The sequence below is a fragment of the Marinospirillum sp. genome (assembly GCF_035271045.1).
In the GTDB taxonomy this organism is placed as follows: domain Bacteria; phylum Pseudomonadota; class Gammaproteobacteria; order Pseudomonadales; family Halomonadaceae; genus Marinospirillum.
This window is the reverse complement of record NZ_DATESC010000027.1, coordinates 16,407-32,576: the sequence shown is the minus strand read 5'-3', so window position 1 is coordinate 32,576 and position 16,170 is coordinate 16,407. Positions and strand designations below refer to the sequence as shown.

Here is a 16,170-nt window from a genome sequence, read left to right as displayed (position 1 = left end):
AGTAAATAATCTTTAGTCTTATCTTGACAAGCCAAATTAAAAGGCTATACTAGCTTCACTTTGATGCGGGGTGGAGCAGTCTGGTAGCTCGTCGGGCTCATAACCCGAAGGTCGTTGGTTCAAATCCGGCCCCCGCTACCAAATTTCAGAAGGCAGATTATTAATTTAATCTGCCTTTTTTTATGCCTGAAATTTAACCTTCGTTAATAAACTGCTCAAAGTCTTCTGCTATTAATGGCTTAGAAAAAAGATAACCTTGAATATAATCACAATTTAATGCCTTTAAAAACATTAGTTGTTCTTGGCTATCAACACCTTCAGCAACCGTTTCAAGACTCAAGCTATGCGCAAGCGCAATCGTAGCGCGTATAATGTGTTCATCAGAATTTTTCTCACCAATGCCAATAATAAAGCTACGGTCTATTTTTAAATGATTGGCATCAATTGCTTTTAAATAACTAAGCGATGAATAACCCGTACCAAAGTCATCAATCGACAAAGTAATGCCCGATTTTTTTAGTTGTTTTAGGTTATCCATCACACGATCAGAATTAGTCATTAAAGTTGTTTCTGTTATTTCAACGCAAAGCTGATTAGCTAAAATACCATACGCTTTCATCATAGCTAACATTCGCTCCGCTAAAGAATCTCTGGCTAGCTGAATGGCAGAAATATTCATAGAGATTTTACCAAACTTAACGCCACAACAGTTCCATTTGGCCATCTGCTGAAAAAGGCTTTTCATTAACCAAATACCAATATCCATAATTTGGCCTGTCTCTTCAGCCAGTGGAATGAATTCAACAGGAGAAACCCATTCACCAGCAGTAACTTCCCAGCGCATTAAAGCTTCAGCACCATAAAGTTCACCCGTCAGAGCATTAATTTGTGGTTGATAACGCAAACTAAACGCCACGTCAGAATGTACCGCCATTTCAAGCTGCTGCTGTAAATAAACACGCCGCCTCATGATGGCATCCATAGCATCATCAAAAAAACGAAAGGTGTTTTTACCCGTACGCTTAGCACGATACATCGCCATATCAGCTTGGCGTAACATCATAGAAGCATCCGATGTATTGATATTGCCAGTAGCAACACCCACGCTACAAGTGGTATTAAATACACCATCACCATAATAAAATAACTTAGCAACCGTCGTAACAACCTTATTAGCAAAAATAACTAACTGTTCATGGTTAATCACTTCTTTTACTAAAATCGCAAACTCATCACCGCCTAACCGAGCCAATAAGTAATTATCATCCATTAAACTTTGTAAATTAGAGGCGGTTTGAATTAAAAGTGCATCACCCGCTTCATGCCCTAAAGTGTCGTTAATGTCTTTAAAGCGGTCTAAATCAATAAATAAAATAGCGATTTCCGTGGGGTCAAAAGTTGCAAAAACATGATACAGATGCTGCTCAAAATAACGCCGATTAGGTAACTGGGTTAACGAATCATGATCGGCTAAAAACAACGCTTGTTGCTCTGCTTTTTTACGTGCAGTGACATCTTCATGCACAGCAATAAAATGCTCAATATTGCCTTTTTTATCTAAAATAGGTGTAATTGTTTGATCGACCACAAGGGTATAACCTTGCTTGTGCCGATTAATCAACTCACCCTTCCAGCTTTTACCCGATAAAATGGTTAGCCATAACTCACTAAAAAATGCTTTTGGTTGCTGCCCTGAGTTCAAAACTCTCGGTGTTTTTCCTTTAACTTCTTCAAAAGAATAACCCGTAAGCACCGTAAATGCTTTATTAGTCCAATGAATACTACCTTCTTTATCAGTAATCAAAATGGCATTGGCCGTGCTTCTAATCGCTGTACTTAATAGGTGTATATCACCCAATGCTTGCCAGCGTTTTTCTCTTAGCACAGCAATCACTAAAGCAACCACAACCGTAATTATTGAAATGATAAACAAAAACCAACGCATCATCCGCTCATCTTGCCGCCAAGCTGATAGTGCCGATGCTTCGTCAGACACCAGAACTAGAATTAAAGGCAGCAAAGAAGTCGAGCGATAGCTCACTAAATATTCACTTTCAGCAATGGGGGTACGAAACTGCCCCCAGCTTTTTTCTTTAACACGCATTAAAATGGCGGCTGTTTCCGGTTCAATAGCACTCGCCGTTAGTAACGGCTCACCATCATAACGATACAAGTAAACATAAGAGTCCAAAGAATTCGTAATTGAAGCAAAAAGATTGTAAAAATACTGAGGATTTATTGAAGCAATGAGCACTTTTGATAATTGACCACTAGCATCATGAACAGGCACGCAAAAAGGAATGTATTGATGCACTGATTGTGCGGCAAAAGGATCGTTGGGGTAACGGCCTTTTTGAAGCGACTCAATGACAAATGCTGTCAATGGCTCGTTATTTAGCGTATCAATGCAAGAATAAGTGACTTGATTACCTTTATTATTTGTCACTGAAGTAATCACCAACCCCTGCGTATCAAGCAAATCAATCGCTCTTAACTGGGGCGATGTACGCAATTGCTCCAATAGCACGTTCCTTATATCTTGATCAGAAGCTAGCTGAGGAATGCTTTCTGCTAGCGTCAACATCGAGCTATTAACTGACTGAAATGAACGGACAACAGTATCTTCAAGTGCATGCAATAAAACGGCATTACTTGCATCCTGCTCAGCTAAACTTCTTGCAACACCTTGGCGTGCGGTATGTTGCAGAACCAGCCAAAAACAAAGCAAAATAAATAATGCCGTAAGAAGAACCCATTTTTGGCGGAAGGTCGCATTTTTTAAAAGTAAAAAAAGATTCGATAGCATGGCGTTAAACCATTCCTTAAATCAGTAATAAAAAAACAGGAAGAAGCTATATGAGGCAAAGAATTAGGCTAGCTTTATTAACAAAGAATTGCATTAAATACCAACGATTTAGCTTTATATTTTTACTTTTGTGCAGTTTGATTTTACAAAACAACGCCTTTGCTGCGTCAGAGCGAGAGCAAAAAATCACCGTAGCAGGAAAGTTACGTGTCTGCATTTGGCCTGATTATTTCTCTATTTCTTACAAAAACAGCAAAACAGGTCAACTAGAAGGCATTGATATCGGCTTATCACAAGCACTTGCTAAAGACTTAGGTGTAGACGTTGAATATGTCACCACGCATTTTGGTATTTTTATGGATGATATACAGCAAGATAAATGTGATATCGCCATGTTTGGCGTGGGTATAACAACAGAACGCAGCAAAAAAATTGACTATAGCGAACCTTACCTAAGCAGTGGTATGTATGGCGTTGCTAGTAAAACTAATCCAGTTATTGATAGCTGGGAATCAATCGATAAAGAAGGTGTTATTGTCTGTGTCCAAAAAGGTACCTACATGGAAGGTGCAATGCGTAGCAGTTTAAAAAATGCTGAAATCATGACCGTCATAAAAAATAGTCAGCGCGAAATAGAAGTGCGCTCGGGTCGTGCTGATGTATTTATTGCTGATTACCCGTATGGGCAAAAAATGCTCCAAGTTTATGACTGGGCAAAACTTTTAACACCCAAACAAGCAACAGAACAATTTGAATACGCTTACGCCATTAAAAAAGGGCAGCCTGAATGGTTAGCAAGAATCAATACGTTTGTAAAAGCAATTAAAGCGGATGGTCGCCTTGAAAAATATGCCAAAGAAAATAATTTACTGCCTATCGCGTTAATTAAACCTTAATCAGCGCTTTTTCTAACATAAAAACTGCCCATTTCGCTTAGAATGTCTTGCAGCTCAGATTCATTTGCATACATACTAAAAATAATCAAAAGCCATGCTGTAAACATTCCTATTGCTTGAAATTAAGTTAAAAAAGCCAGTTAAATAACTGGCTTTTAATACACTTTCTAATCAACTTTAAAACAGTACAAGCTATAAAAAATGGGCTTATTCAAAAACACCATTGTGGTAAATTTGTGCAACGTCTTCTAGGTCGTTTAATAAGCCAACAAAGCGCTCAAAACTAGCCACGTCATCACTGGTTACTGAGTGATCGGTTTGTGGTAAATAAGTGATTTCTTCCACTTCAAAATCTATCGCTGGATTCATTTCTGTTAAAGCAGTTTTAGTTTTAAAATATTCAGTGGGTGGTACTAACACGGTAATCATACCTTCTTCGCAATCAATATCTGCTACATCAACATCGGCCATCATTAATACTTCTAAGGCGGCTTCTTCATCATCACCTGCAAACACAAACATCGCACGGTGATCAAACATATAAGACACAGAACCTTGGCTACCTAATTTGGCTTTACACTTGGTAAAAATGCCACGAATATCACCAAAAGTACGGTTAGCATTGTCGGTTAATGCGCTAATCAATACCAAACAGCCACCTGGCGCAATGCCTTCATATAAAGAAGGCTGAAAATCTTCACCACCACCGCCTTTAGCTTTTTCAATCGCTTTATCAAGTACGTGTGAAGGCACTTGGTCTTTTTTAGCCCGTTCAATTAAGCTACGCAAAGTAAGATTGGCAGTAGGATCAACGCCCCCATTTTTAGCAGCCATATAAACTTCACGGCCATAGCGTGAATAAACTTTAGTTTTAGCCGAAGCTGTTTTGGCCATGGAAACTTTACGATTTTGGAATGCGCGACCCATAGGAAAAGGTGTCCTTTAGTTAATAAAAATACACGTTTATTTTGCTAAGTTTATAAATTCTACACTTATTAGGTGTCTATTTACTGTTAAACTATTTTACGTGAGTAATCACTTTTAGTGCTAACTAGTTTTAACAAGTAAGGAAAAATCTTTATGTCGAATCAAATTAAGGTAGCAATTGCTGGGTACGGTAATTTAGGGCGTGGTGTTGAATCAGCACTTGCACAAAATCCAGATATGCAATTAGTAGGTGTTTTTAGCCGTCGTGACCCAAGCAGTGTTGAACTTCTCAATAAAGATGTGCCTGTTTATGCCATAGCCGATATTGAGCAATTTCAAGATCAGGTTGACGTAATGATTTTGTGTGGTGGCTCTAGGTCTGATTTACCCGAACAAGGCCCTTATTTAGCCCAGTTTTTTAATACCGTTGATAGCTTTGATACACACGCCAAGGTTAACGAATACTTTGATGCTTTAGATATTCCTGCTAAAAAAGCCGGTAAAATTGCCCTACTATCCGTGGGTTGGGATCCTGGTCTTTTCTCGTTAAACCGCCTCTATGGTGAAACCATTTTACCTCAAGGTGAAACCTATACTTTTTGGGGCAAAGGTTTAAGTCAAGGTCATTCTGATGCCATACGTCGTGTCGCCGGTGTTAAATCGGGCGTACAATATACACTACCTTCAGAAACAGCCATAGCGCGTGTACGTGCAGGCGAACAACCGGAATTAACCACCCGCGAAAAGCATACTCGCCAGTGCTTTATTGTTTTAGATGACGGTGCTGATGCTGAACAAATTCGTCATAGCATTGTGACTATGCCAGATTACTTTGCCGATTATGATACCGAAGTTAACTTTATTGACTCAGCTACTTTTGCAAAAGAACACACTAAAATGCCACACGGCGGTTTTGTTATTCGTAGCGGTGTAACTGGTACTGCTAGCAAACAAACCATTGAGTATTCTTTGGCTTTAGACAGCAATCCAGAGTTTACTGCCAGCGTATTAGTTGCTTATGCGCGGGCTGTGCATAAATTAGCCAGCCGTGGTGAAGTGGGTGCAAAAACTGTATTTGATGTAGCGCCAGGCTTGTTATCGCCTAAAACACCGGCTCAATTGCGTAAAGACTTACTTTAAACATTGTGCATGAGTCGATTGAACAGCAGCAGCTTCTAACGAAGCTGCTTTTTTATTTCCTTCAATTATAAATGAAGATTTTAATGCCTATTCGTTATTTATTATTAACCGCTTTAATTTGTATCACCAACATTGCTATGGTTTCTGCTGCTAACATTAACACTGCAATTATCAATAAAAATGCCTTGGTTATTGCAAGCTGGAACATTCAACACTTGGGGCGAGGTTCTAAAAAAGACTATCAAGCGCTGGGTAAAATAGGTGTTCAGTTTGATTTTATCGCCGTCCAAGAAGTGATGACCATTGAAGGTGTGAACGCTTTTGAAAAGGCTTTAGAAGCCGCCAGCGGTGAACCTTGGCAATCCATGCACTCTCACTTAATTGGCAGCTCTAGCTATAAAGAAATGTACGCTTTTGTCTGGCGAGAATCAGCCGTTGAATACCTAGATGGTGCCGTGGTTTATTTAGATCCAGGTGATTTATTTGCCCGCGAGCCTTATTCAGCACGTTTTCTTAACCTTAAATCCAAACAGGCCTTTGCTGCTAGTACCGTACACATTATTTATGGAAAACGCATTGGTGAGCGTGTTGCAGAGCTTGAAGAATTAACCAATTATTGGCAGTGGTTAGAAGAAATCTACCCAAAAACGCCCATTATGTTGATGGGTGATTTTAATATGCCGCCACGCCATAAAGGTTGGCAAAGCTTAAAAGCTTTAGGCGTTGAACCTTTAATAACTGAAGAATTAGGCGCTAGCACCCTTTCAACTAAAGAAGGTGTATTTGCTAATCTTTACGATAATATTTGGGTAGGTACTAACCGCTTATCTGTGGGTGAAGTGGGTATTTTAAAATTCCCTGAACTGCTTGGCATAACGAATAAACACGCAAGAAGTCATATTTCTGACCATGCGCCTGTGTATATGCAGCTGTTAAAGCCCTAAAAAAAGCCGCTGATATATCAGCGGCTTTAATTTTATTTACGCTTACGCTTACGATCAGCACGCGCTTCTTTTGTTAATTTTAACTGCCTTGCTCTAGCCGCTTCACGGCTGTCTTTCTCATTAGGTGTTGCATAGGGATTTTCACCGCTACGGAACTCAAACCTTAATGGCGTACCCGTCACCTTCAAAATTTTACGGAAGGTATTCATCAAATAGCGCTTATAGCTGCTAGGAATCGAAGCGGTTTGATTACCATGCACCACAATAATCGGTGGATTCAAACCACCTTGGTGTGCATAACGCAGCTTAATACGGCGACCATTAATCATAGGTGGCTGATGTTCACTCACCACATCTTGCAACAGCGTTGTTAAACGATTTGTTGTCCAATGACTGGTTGCGGATTTGTAAGCTTTTTCGACCGAACGAAACAACTCACCAACACCTGTACCGTGCAACGCTGAAATATAATGCACGTCAGCGTAGTCAACAAATTCCAAACGGCGATCAATATCTTTTTTGATTTTGTCGCGACTTTCTTGGTCAAGGTTATCCCACTTATTAATAGCAATAACCATTGCACGCCCTGATTCCAGCACAAAACTTAACAGATGCAAGTCTTGTTCAACTAAACCAGTACGCCCGTCAATGACCACAACGGCGACGTTACATTCTTTAATGGCTTGTAAAGTCTTAACAATAGAGAATTTTTCAGCAATCTCAGTGACGTTTTTACGGCGACGAATACCGGCAGTATCAACCAGCGTATAAGGCGTACCGTTGCGCTCAAAAGGAACCGTAATTGCATCCCGCGTGGTACCTGGCTGGTCAAAAACAATCACTCGCTCTTCACCCAAAATACGGTTGACTAGCGTTGACTTACCCACGTTAGGACGACCAATAATGCCAAACTTTAATTGCCTTGCAGCGTGTGCTTTAGATTCTTTTTCTAATACAGCGTCTTGTTCTTCAGGCGTAGGCTCATCAAAATTAACCTCGCCCCAAACAGGTTCTTTAGGCCCTAAATCTTCTTCAGTCATTGGCCCTAACAAATCATCCAACAACTGGGTAATCATACTGCTAACACCACGGTTATGTACCGCAGCAATCATAAATGGGTCAGTCTTCATACCCAGCGCATAAAATTCAGCACTGTGGCTATAAGCATCCAAACCATCAGTTTTGTTAACCACAAGGTAAGCTTTTTTATCATGCTCACGCAAATAACGGGCAATCATTTCATCGGCAGCCGTCATACCCGAACGTGCATCAACGATGAACAAAACTAAGTCAGCTTCACCGATAGCCAGTAAAGAGTGACGCGCCATTTCTGCATCAATGCCTTCTTCGTCACCACTAATACCACCAGTGTCTATAACGATGTAAGGGCGACCACCCACTTTACCTTCACCGTATTGACGGTCACGAGTAAGGCCAGGAAAGTCTGCAACCAAGGCATCACGGCTGCGAGTTAAACGGTTAAACAGTGTAGATTTACCGACATTAGGACGGCCTACTAAAGCAATTACAGGAGTCATGGTTTTTATTTCTTAAGGGTAAAAAGCCCAAGGCGGCCACGTATGGAATGTACCAGTAACTTATTATTACTTACGACGGGCGTGGCACGAATACCGTCTAAATCAAAATTTTTACGACCAGTCAACGTACCTGTTTGTGCATCAAGCAAATGCAAATAACCTTGGTAATCAGCTACGACTAAGGTTTTTTCTAAAATCACTGGCTCGGTTAATTCACGACCATAAAGTGCATCTTGAACCCATAAGCGATTACCGCTAAATAAATCCAGTGCATGAATACGGCTAGCTTCATCAACAATAATCACTTGGTTATTAAAGATAGCAGGGGCATGAAAACTAGAAACGTCTTTATACCAACGGCTGCGCCCAGTAAAAGGGTCTAGTGCGTGAGTTTGTCCTTGGTAGCTATTAACAATTAGCATTCCTTGGGCTTCTTTGGCCTGACCACGTACATCCACCAAACGCTCTATGTCGGTACGACCTTCAGGCTGAGTAATGCGAGTTTCCCAACGCACTTGACCACTGTTGTTATCAATGGCAACAAGTTTACCATTAGCAAAACCAGTAAACGTTTGTAGGCTAGTTACCGTAGGAATTGCCGTACCACGCAAAGTCAATGAAGGCATCAGCGCATCATAAGTCCACAATTGCCGACCGGTAGCAACATCAATACCAGCAAGGCGACCATCAGCAGCCAAGATCACCAATAAATTATCTTTAATTTGTGGCGCACTTAATGCTTCGCTCGACAAATTAACTCGCCAGTTAAAAGCACCGGTACGTGCATTAACAGACAGCAGTTCACCATTTTGAGTGGCAATGTACACGCTGTTGTTATGAAGGGTTAAACCTGCGCTAACGCCTTGCTCAAGCTGTTGTGACCAAAGTAAATCTGACTTAAAAAAGCCACTGATTGACAAGTCAAACGCTTGTACAAAACCTTTAGCATCAGCAGCAATTAGAAGATCGCCGTCTAAAACAGGCATTAATTGATAACCGCGCCAACGCTCACCATAACCTGAATGATCTTGCCAAACACTAACAAGCTGACTCGTATCGCTATGGCTAGGCAATTGAGCCGGTGGGTATTGTGGGTCTGGCAAGCTGCTGCAACCAGCCAAACATAAAACCAGTCCTGCAGCAGCAGCTTTTAAACGAGCGCTTTTTAAAAGGCTTCTATTTAAAAGATTTTTACGCATTAAGCGTCCCCATGAGCAGCAAGCGAATCTAATTTCATTTCAACTAATGGTGTTGATTCACCTGCCGAGCGGCTGGCATCTAAAGCGCGTTGATAAGCTTCACGGGCTTGTAAAGCATCGCCTTTGCTCATTAACAAATCACCACGCAGCGATTGAAACTCGGTTGTAAAACCACCCGAATCAGCAACATCTAAAATACTTAGCGCTTCTTCAACTTTTTCTTGTGAATTTAGAATACGCGCTAAACGCAAACGCACAACCAACTCAATCGCATCCACCTTGGTGGTATCTAAAGCTGCACGCAAGTGTGCTTGCGCTTCGTCTAATGCATCACGCTCTACGGCTAAACGCGCTGCAAAAAGGTATGCATAATCAGAATAAACACTGCTGCTAAAATTACTGGTAATGCGTTCAATCAAGGCATCCGCTTGCTGTTGACGCTGATCGCCGGTGCTATTCATCACCACTTGATTTAATTCACTGTAAAGCTCAGAGGCTGTCTCAGCTTGGCTTAACTGATGATTTTCCCAGCCTTTCCAGCCACCAACACCAGCGATAGCAACCACCGCACCAATAATCATCGACTTACCGTTTCTACTCCACCACTGCTTGATGGATTCTAATTGCTCTTCTTCGCTGTGCATAAACAAGCCTATAAAATGGTTTAATCTGCAAAATGTTGGCTATCTTAACTTAGCTTAGTGGCTTTGCAAATGCTGGTGTATAAGTCCTGCTAGCTCACTAATCGCTACTTCACTTTGCGCTTGATCTGTTCTTAAATATTTAACACTGGCAATGCCTTGAGAAATCTCATTTTCTCCCAACAAAATAGCCAGTTCTGCACCCGATTTATCAGCGCGTTTAATTTGCTGTTTAAAGCTACCACCACCACAATGGGTTAAAATCCTTAATGTTGGCTGTTCGCTGCGTAAACGCTCGGCTAATAACAAGGCATAAGCATCCGCACCTTGCCCTGAAGCCGCTAAATACACGTCTAGCTGTTGCTCTAGTTCAGCTGGGAAAACATCCAACGTCTCTAACAACAAAATTAAACGCTCAACACCCATCGCAAAACCTACCGCAGGCGTCGCCTTCCCACCCAATTGTTCAACTAAAGCATCGTAACGACCACCTGCACAAACTGTGCCTTGTGAACCTAAAGCCGTTGTAGTCCACTCAAAAACCGTTTTACTGTAGTAGTCTAAACCGCGTACTAATAAAGGATTGAGTTTATAAGTAACGCCAGCGGCATCTAAAAACTGGCAAAGACCGGCAAAATGTTGCCGACTTTCAGCATCTAAATAGGCATCAAAAGACGGTGCATCTTGTAAAATCTTTTGCGTACTTTCTGATTTAGAATCCAAAATCCTTAACGGATTAGTTGTTAAACGGCGCTGACTGTCTTCATCTAATTCGTTATAAAATGCTTCTAAATAAGTTGTTAACGCTTGGCGATAGTCAGCACGTGCGGCCGAACTACCCAAGGTGTTTAGCTCTAGGGTTAAGTGATCTAGAATGCCTAATTCACGCCATAAACGAACCGATAATAAAATCAATTCAGCATCTATGTCTGGGCCATTCAAACCAAACGTTTCCACGCCAATTTGGTGAAACTGGCGATAGCGGCCTTTTTGAGGGCGTTCGTGGCGAAACATCGGGCCTTGGTACCAAAGCCGCTGCTGCTGGTTGTACAGCAAACCGTGTTCTTCAGCCGCGCGTACACAACCGGCTGTTCCTTCAGGACGCAAGGTTAAACTATCGCCATTGCGGTCTTCAAAGGTGTACATTTCCTTTTCAACAATGTCAGTTACTTCACCAATAGAACGCTTAAATAACCCTGTCTGCTCCACAATCGGCATACGCATTTCTTGATAGCCATAACGTGCCAACAAACGCCCTACTAATTGTTCTAGGTATTGCCAACGTGGGCTAGCGGTTGGAAGTAAATCATTCATACCACGAATTGCTTGAATCTTTTTTGCCACGAAATAAATCCTATTAACTGCGTGCTAAGAGTTGATCTAAGGTTGCTTGTTTTGCTGCCGCTTTTTCACGAATCATGTTTTCTAACTGATCGACTAGCTTGTCACTGCTTAGTTTGCTAACGGGCTTGCCATCCACATAAATTAAATGCTGCGGCTCACCACCCGTTAAGCCTAAATCTGCTTCACGGGCTTCGCCTGGGCCATTAACCACACAACCAATAATAGCAACGTCCAGTGGTGTTAATACATCTTCAACGCGCTGCTCCAGTTCATTCATGGTCGCAACCACATCAAAATTCTGTCTTGAACAACTTGGGCAGGCAATAAAATTAATACCCTTGTTGCGAAGACGCAGGCTTTTTAACAAATCAAAGCCCACTTTTACTTCTTCAACAGGGTCAGCCGCTAAAGAAATACGCAGCGTGTCGCCAATGCCTTCCATCAATAAGATACCGAGACCAACTGACGATTTTACTGTACCCGAGCGTAAGCCACCGGCTTCGGTAATACCCAAATGTAAAGGTTGCTCAATGCGTTGCGCTAACTGACGGTAAGCGTCAACCGCCATAAATACATTGGATGCTTTAACACTGATTTTGTATTCTTGAAAATCTAAACGGTCTAAATAATCAGCATGGCGCATAGCAGATTCAACCAAAGCAGTCGCGGTTGGTTCGCCGTATTTTTTTTGTAAATCTTTCTCTAATGAACCAGCATTTACACCAATACGTATTGAAATGCCTTTATCACGCGCCGCAGCCACCACTTCACGCACTCTATCTTCACGGCCTATATTACCTGGGTTGATGCGTAAACAATCAACACCCAACTCGGCTGTACGTAAAGCAATTTTGTAATCAAAATGAATATCAGCAATCAGTGGTGTATTCACCAATTGACGAATTTGCCCAAAGGCTTCTGCGGCTTCCATACTGGGAACAGAAACGCGCACCAGATCAACACCGGCTTGTTCCATTTTTTGAATTTGCGCCACAGTAGCAGCAACATCACACGTTTCAGTATTAGTCATGCTTTGTACACTAATGGGTGCATCACCACCAACAAGCCGATCACCAACACGAATTTGGCGGGATTTACGACGCTGAATAGGAGAGGTCTGCTGCATAATAAATATTAAAACTCTTAAATTTTATTCAACTCGAATGGAAGCATAGCCGTTAGAGCGAATACGTGAAGAGAAATCAAAGTTTTTTCCTTCATAAAAAACCTTGGCGACAGTACCGTTTCCAAAAACAACTTGGAAAGGCGGTTTGCCTTCCAACAAAATTTGATCGTCTGCTTGCATCAGTGAAGCGTGCAACATACGACCTAAATCGTCTCGGACTTCAACCCAACACTCATTACTAAAGACCAATGCCACTAAATTATTATTGCCTGCCGTTACAGTCGCAGGATCACCATTAATTGTCTTAACTGGCGCTTTAGCTGCTGCATTAACGACTGGTTTCTCTTCAACAACAGTCGCTGCAACAAGGGGCTTCTCTTTAACAACCGACGCTGCAACAACTGGCTTTACAACCGTGGGCTTTTCAAGAGCAGGCTTTTCAAGAACAGGTGCAACAACCGCTACTTCAGGTTGTTGCTCAATAGCAAGCGACTGCTCAGTTTTTTTTTCTTCGATTGCAACGGGCTGAATGGAGGTAATTGCCTCTATCTGCACCGGCGCAACAATGGTATCACCATCTAAAGTGTCAACTTGAACGTCTTGATTGCTCACACTGGGCAAAGATTCTGCTGAACGGCTTTGCCACCAAATAATAATAACGGCAACTAAAGCAATAACAACAAGCAGACTAAATAGCTTAAAAATCATGCTGCTGGTATTTTTTTCAGACTTCAATGCCTCAACAGACTGTGGTGTTTCTTGCTTAACTAATTCAGGATGATGCACCACAAAACAACGCAGCACTTCATCGGCATCAATCTCTAAAAAACGCGCATAAGCACGCAAGTAACCTTTAATAAAGGTGATGCTGTGCAGCGGTTCAAATTTTTCGTCTTCTAATGCAGGCACGTAAAGCGGTAAAAAATTAAGCTTTTTAGCCACTTCTTCTTGGCTTAAACCTTTGGCTTCACGGGCCGCTCTTAACAACTCACCAGGGCGACTACAGTCAGCTTTTGCAAGGCTTTCTGCTGTTTCTTCTGGCTTTTTCTGATCTTCTTTTTGCTGTTCTGTCATAATCTTTGGAATCCTCGTTTACAGAATCTTCCTGAATTTTAATTAGCGCCACTAAGTTGGCTATTGATTAAGCAAACCATTGATATAGTTTACTTCTTTTTGGTTGCCGGTATTTTGTACCACAATCAATGCCTGTTTAAGTGTCGCGTCATCATTTGTTTGTGCATCGCGTAAAACAAACCAGTGGCGCTCGGCTTGCTGCCATTCTTGTTGCTTGCTACGTAATGCTAATAATGCTTGATGTGGCAAAATAAAACTGGGGTTTAATGCCAAAGCTTGCTGAAAATAAGCAATCGCTTGAGCAGATTGCTCCAACTTAATCGACACATAACCAAGATTGGTAAAAACTAATACTCGATCCGTATAATAAACATCTTTACTCACCCGCTCTAATTGCTTACGCGCTTCATCATAACGGCTTTGGCTAAATAAAAAAGCAGCATAATTATTTCTAATCGCTGTTTGACTATCCTTTTGATGACTTACTTGACTAGATTTAGCTTGCAGCGCTTGCTCAAAATACGACTCAGCCAAGGCTAACTCGCCCTGCTGCTGCAACGCTAAAGCAGTACCGTGCAAAGCTTCAACGTAAAAAGCGCGTACATTTAAAGCTTTACGAAAATCACGCAACGCACGCCCTGTTTGACCTTGCTCTAAATAACCAAAACCTAAGTTAGTATAAGCTTTGGCTTGGCGATCATAGTCTACTTGTTCCCAAGGGGCTTTTGCAGCGCAGCCCGCTGCAACTATAAAAAAACCACACACTAAAAACCTTGCCAAGCGCTGCATAAGGTTTAAAGCACCTGCTGCACTTGAATCAGTGCTTGTTCTGCATAACGCGCACTCCGGCGCGTCTTATCTTGAACACGACCAACCAATTGACCACAAGCCGCATCAATATCATCACCGCGTGTGATACGAATCGGCGCAGTATAACCCTGCTCATGTAAACACGCTTGAAAACGCATTAGCTGATTACGTGAAGGGCGCTGATAATCTGAACCCGGAAAAGGATTAAAGGGAATCAAATTAATTTTACAAGGCAACTGTTTAAGCAATGTCGCTAACTGCTGCGCGTGCACTAGCTGGTCATTGACACCAGCCATTAAAGTGTATTCCACAGTAATGTCGCGCGAATCACCGCATTTTTTTAAATAGCGTTTGCAAGCAGCTAATAATTCTTGAATAGGATACTTACGGTTAATCGGCACTAATTCGTTACGCAACGCATCGGTCGGTGCATGAAGCGAGATAGCAAGCGACACGTCAATTTCATCACCTAACTGATCTATTTGTGGCACTAAACCCGACGTTGATAAGGTAACACGGCGCTTAGATAAACCATAACCGTTATCATCTAGCATAATTTTCATGGCATCAACGGCTGGACGAAAGTTCATTAATGGCTCGCCCATACCCATCATAACGACATTGGTAACAGGACGGTTTTTGCTGTCTTTACGTGAACCAAACGATTTTTGTGCCACCCAAACTTGACCAATAATTTCTGCTGGCGTTAGGTTACGTTGAAAACCTTGCTTACCCGTTGAACAAAACGAGCAATCCAGCGAACAACCCACTTGCGAAGAAACACATAAAGTGCGACGGTTTTCGCCCACAGGAATTAACACTGCTTCAACATGGCTACCTGCACCAACTTCTAAAACCCATTTGCGCGTACCGTCGGTTGAAATGTCTTCTAATACCACTTTAGGGGGACGGACTTCAGCACAAGCCAACAGCTTTTCACGCAACGCTTTACTTAAATCGGTCATCTGCTCAAAGCTATCTGCACCGTGATGGTGTATCCATTTCATGATTTGGGCAGCACGAAATTTTTTTTCACCAAGGTCGTCAACAAAAAAAGCTTCTAGCTCTGGCAGAGTTTTACCCAGCAGGTTTACTTTTTCAGTTACGGCAGAAGCGGCATTGCAAGCTGTCATTATGGCTGACCTATTTATGGCTGTTTAAATTAAATCACTTACTGAATCACTTAAAGCGCGAAAGGGCAGGCATCTTTTATGCCTACCCTTTACTTAATTACGACTATAAAAAACGAGTAATTAACCGCGTGGGCAAATTTCGTTAGTTTCAAAGAAGTAAGCAATTTCGCGTGCTGCAGATTCAGCAGAGTCTGAACCGTGAACCGCGTTAGCATCAATAGAGCTAGCAAAGTCTGCACGAATAGTACCAGCTGCCGCTTCTTTAGGGTTAGTTGCGCCCATTAAATCACGGTTAGTTAGAATAGCGTTTTCGCCTTCTAAAACTTGTACAACCACAGGGCCTGAAGTCATGAACTCAACAAGGTCTTTGTAGAAAGGACGTTCTTTGTGTTCAGCATAAAAACCACCAGCTTTAGCATCGTCTAGCTGAACCATTTTTGCTGCAACCACTTGCAAACCCGCTTTTTCAAAACGTGCCATAATTTCGCCAACTACGTTTTTAGCAACAGCATCAGGCTTGATAATAGATAATGTACGTTCAACAGCCATGGTATTCTCCCGTTAGATTTAAAAAGTAGACGTTAAAAAACAA

The 16,170-nt window shown here is 41.8% G+C and carries 14 protein-coding genes and 1 tRNA gene; 4 read left to right on the top strand and 11 right to left on the bottom strand.

The annotated features are described in order from the left end of the window. The first annotated feature begins 64 nt into the window (after positions 1 to 64). Positions 65 to 141 (top strand) — tRNA-Met (locus VJY63_RS10220). 52 nt (positions 142 to 193) lie between these two features. On the opposite strand, the gene VJY63_RS10215 is transcribed toward VJY63_RS10220, so the two are convergent. Continuing rightward, entirely contained in the window at positions 194 to 2,806 is a 2,613-nt protein-coding gene (locus VJY63_RS10215; RefSeq protein ID WP_324050547.1) for a bifunctional diguanylate cyclase/phosphodiesterase, read from the bottom strand. Between the two features lie 50 nt (positions 2,807 to 2,856). Between VJY63_RS10215 and VJY63_RS10210 the strand changes: the two genes are divergently transcribed. Then, positions 2,857 to 3,702 carry an ABC transporter substrate-binding protein gene (locus tag VJY63_RS10210; RefSeq protein ID WP_324050545.1) on the top strand — a complete coding sequence of 282 codons (846 nt, stop codon included), beginning with the start codon at positions 2,857 to 2,859 and terminating at the stop codon, positions 3,700 to 3,702. 207 nt (positions 3,703 to 3,909) lie between these two features. Here the strand turns inward: VJY63_RS10210 and VJY63_RS10205 are convergent, their stop codons facing one another. Next, entirely contained in the window at positions 3,910 to 4,629 is a 720-nt protein-coding gene (locus tag VJY63_RS10205) for a YebC/PmpR family DNA-binding transcriptional regulator (protein ID WP_324050543.1), read from the bottom strand. A gap of 153 nt (positions 4,630 to 4,782) precedes the next feature. Here VJY63_RS10205 and VJY63_RS10200 point away from each other — a divergent pair, with 153 nt between their 5' ends. Together VJY63_RS10200 and VJY63_RS10195 are read left to right on the top strand one after the other, a co-directional pair. Beyond that, positions 4,783 to 5,769: a diaminopimelate dehydrogenase gene (locus tag VJY63_RS10200; RefSeq protein ID WP_324050541.1), complete on the top strand. Its 987-nt coding sequence runs from the start codon at positions 4,783 to 4,785 to the stop codon at positions 5,767 to 5,769. Between the two features lie 83 nt (positions 5,770 to 5,852). Next, complete coding sequence (locus tag VJY63_RS10195) at positions 5,853 to 6,713, top strand: endonuclease/exonuclease/phosphatase family protein (protein ID WP_324050539.1); 861 nt, start codon at positions 5,853 to 5,855, stop codon at positions 6,711 to 6,713. Between the two features lie 32 nt (positions 6,714 to 6,745). Here VJY63_RS10195 and der read toward each other — a convergent pair whose 3' ends face one another. The 9 genes from der to ndk all read right to left on the bottom strand — a co-directional run bounded on the left by der (position 6,746) and on the right by ndk (position 16,127). Beyond that, positions 6,746 to 8,251 carry a ribosome biogenesis GTPase Der gene (der, locus tag VJY63_RS10190; RefSeq protein ID WP_324050538.1) on the bottom strand — a complete coding sequence of 502 codons (1,506 nt, stop codon included), beginning with the start codon at positions 8,249 to 8,251 and terminating at the stop codon, positions 6,746 to 6,748. A 5-nt stretch (positions 8,252 to 8,256) separates the two neighbouring features. After that, on the bottom strand, positions 8,257 to 9,450 hold the full coding sequence (gene bamB, locus VJY63_RS10185; protein ID WP_324050536.1) for an outer membrane protein assembly factor BamB: 1,194 nt from the start codon (positions 9,448 to 9,450) through the stop codon (positions 8,257 to 8,259). Continuing rightward, positions 9,450 to 10,094 (bottom strand): tetratricopeptide repeat protein, encoded by a 645-nt coding sequence (locus VJY63_RS10180; RefSeq protein ID WP_324050534.1) that lies wholly within the window; start codon positions 10,092 to 10,094, stop codon positions 9,450 to 9,452. The genes bamB and VJY63_RS10180 overlap by 1 nt, the downstream gene beginning before the upstream one ends. Before the next feature lie 54 nt (positions 10,095 to 10,148). Next, positions 10,149 to 11,435: a histidine--tRNA ligase gene (hisS, locus tag VJY63_RS10175; RefSeq protein ID WP_324050532.1), complete on the bottom strand. Its 1,287-nt coding sequence runs from the start codon at positions 11,433 to 11,435 to the stop codon at positions 10,149 to 10,151. Positions 11,436 to 11,448: 13 nt separating this feature from the next. Then, complete coding sequence (ispG, locus tag VJY63_RS10170; protein WP_324050530.1) at positions 11,449 to 12,561, bottom strand: flavodoxin-dependent (E)-4-hydroxy-3-methylbut-2-enyl-diphosphate synthase; 1,113 nt, start codon at positions 12,559 to 12,561, stop codon at positions 11,449 to 11,451. Between the two features lie 24 nt (positions 12,562 to 12,585). Further along, positions 12,586 to 13,635 carry a RodZ family helix-turn-helix domain-containing protein gene (locus VJY63_RS10165; protein ID WP_324050528.1) on the bottom strand — a complete coding sequence of 350 codons (1,050 nt, stop codon included), beginning with the start codon at positions 13,633 to 13,635 and terminating at the stop codon, positions 12,586 to 12,588. A gap of 60 nt (positions 13,636 to 13,695) precedes the next feature. Next, positions 13,696 to 14,424, bottom strand: a complete 729-nt coding sequence (locus VJY63_RS10160; protein WP_324050526.1) for a tetratricopeptide repeat protein — start codon at positions 14,422 to 14,424, stop codon at positions 13,696 to 13,698. 5 nt (positions 14,425 to 14,429) lie between these two features. Beyond that, the gene (gene rlmN, locus VJY63_RS10155; protein WP_324050524.1) at positions 14,430 to 15,578 is read right to left on the bottom strand and encodes a 23S rRNA (adenine(2503)-C(2))-methyltransferase RlmN; all 1,149 of its coding nucleotides are present in this window, start codon (positions 15,576 to 15,578) and stop codon (positions 14,430 to 14,432) included. Positions 15,579 to 15,698: 120 nt separating this feature from the next. Next, positions 15,699 to 16,127, bottom strand: a complete 429-nt coding sequence (ndk, locus tag VJY63_RS10150) for a nucleoside-diphosphate kinase (protein ID WP_324050522.1) — start codon at positions 16,125 to 16,127, stop codon at positions 15,699 to 15,701. Between the last annotated feature and the right edge of the window lie 43 nt (positions 16,128 to 16,170).

Coding starts and splice junctions, on each gene's coding strand:
- VJY63_RS10215 (WP_324050547.1), bottom strand. CDS start 2,806: ATGCTATCGAATCTTTTTTTACTTTTAAAAAATGCGACCTTCCGCCAA.
- VJY63_RS10210 (WP_324050545.1), top strand. CDS start 2,857: ATGAGGCAAAGAATTAGGCTAGCTTTATTAACAAAGAATTGCATTAAA.
- VJY63_RS10205 (WP_324050543.1), bottom strand. CDS start 4,629: ATGGGTCGCGCATTCCAAAATCGTAAAGTTTCCATGGCCAAAACAGCT.
- VJY63_RS10200 (WP_324050541.1), top strand. CDS start 4,783: ATGTCGAATCAAATTAAGGTAGCAATTGCTGGGTACGGTAATTTAGGG.
- VJY63_RS10195 (WP_324050539.1), top strand. CDS start 5,853: ATGCCTATTCGTTATTTATTATTAACCGCTTTAATTTGTATCACCAAC.
- der (WP_324050538.1), bottom strand. CDS start 8,251: ATGACTCCTGTAATTGCTTTAGTAGGCCGTCCTAATGTCGGTAAATCT.
- bamB (WP_324050536.1), bottom strand. CDS start 9,450: ATGCGTAAAAATCTTTTAAATAGAAGCCTTTTAAAAAGCGCTCGTTTA.
- VJY63_RS10180 (WP_324050534.1), bottom strand. CDS start 10,094: ATGCACAGCGAAGAAGAGCAATTAGAATCCATCAAGCAGTGGTGGAGT.
- ispG (WP_324050530.1), bottom strand. CDS start 12,561: ATGCAGCAGACCTCTCCTATTCAGCGTCGTAAATCCCGCCAAATTCGT.
- VJY63_RS10165 (WP_324050528.1), bottom strand. CDS start 13,635: ATGACAGAACAGCAAAAAGAAGATCAGAAAAAGCCAGAAGAAACAGCA.
- VJY63_RS10160 (WP_324050526.1), bottom strand. CDS start 14,424: ATGCAGCGCTTGGCAAGGTTTTTAGTGTGTGGTTTTTTTATAGTTGCA.
- rlmN (WP_324050524.1), bottom strand. CDS start 15,578: ATGACAGCTTGCAATGCCGCTTCTGCCGTAACTGAAAAAGTAAACCTG.
- ndk (WP_324050522.1), bottom strand. CDS start 16,127: ATGGCTGTTGAACGTACATTATCTATTATCAAGCCTGATGCTGTTGCT.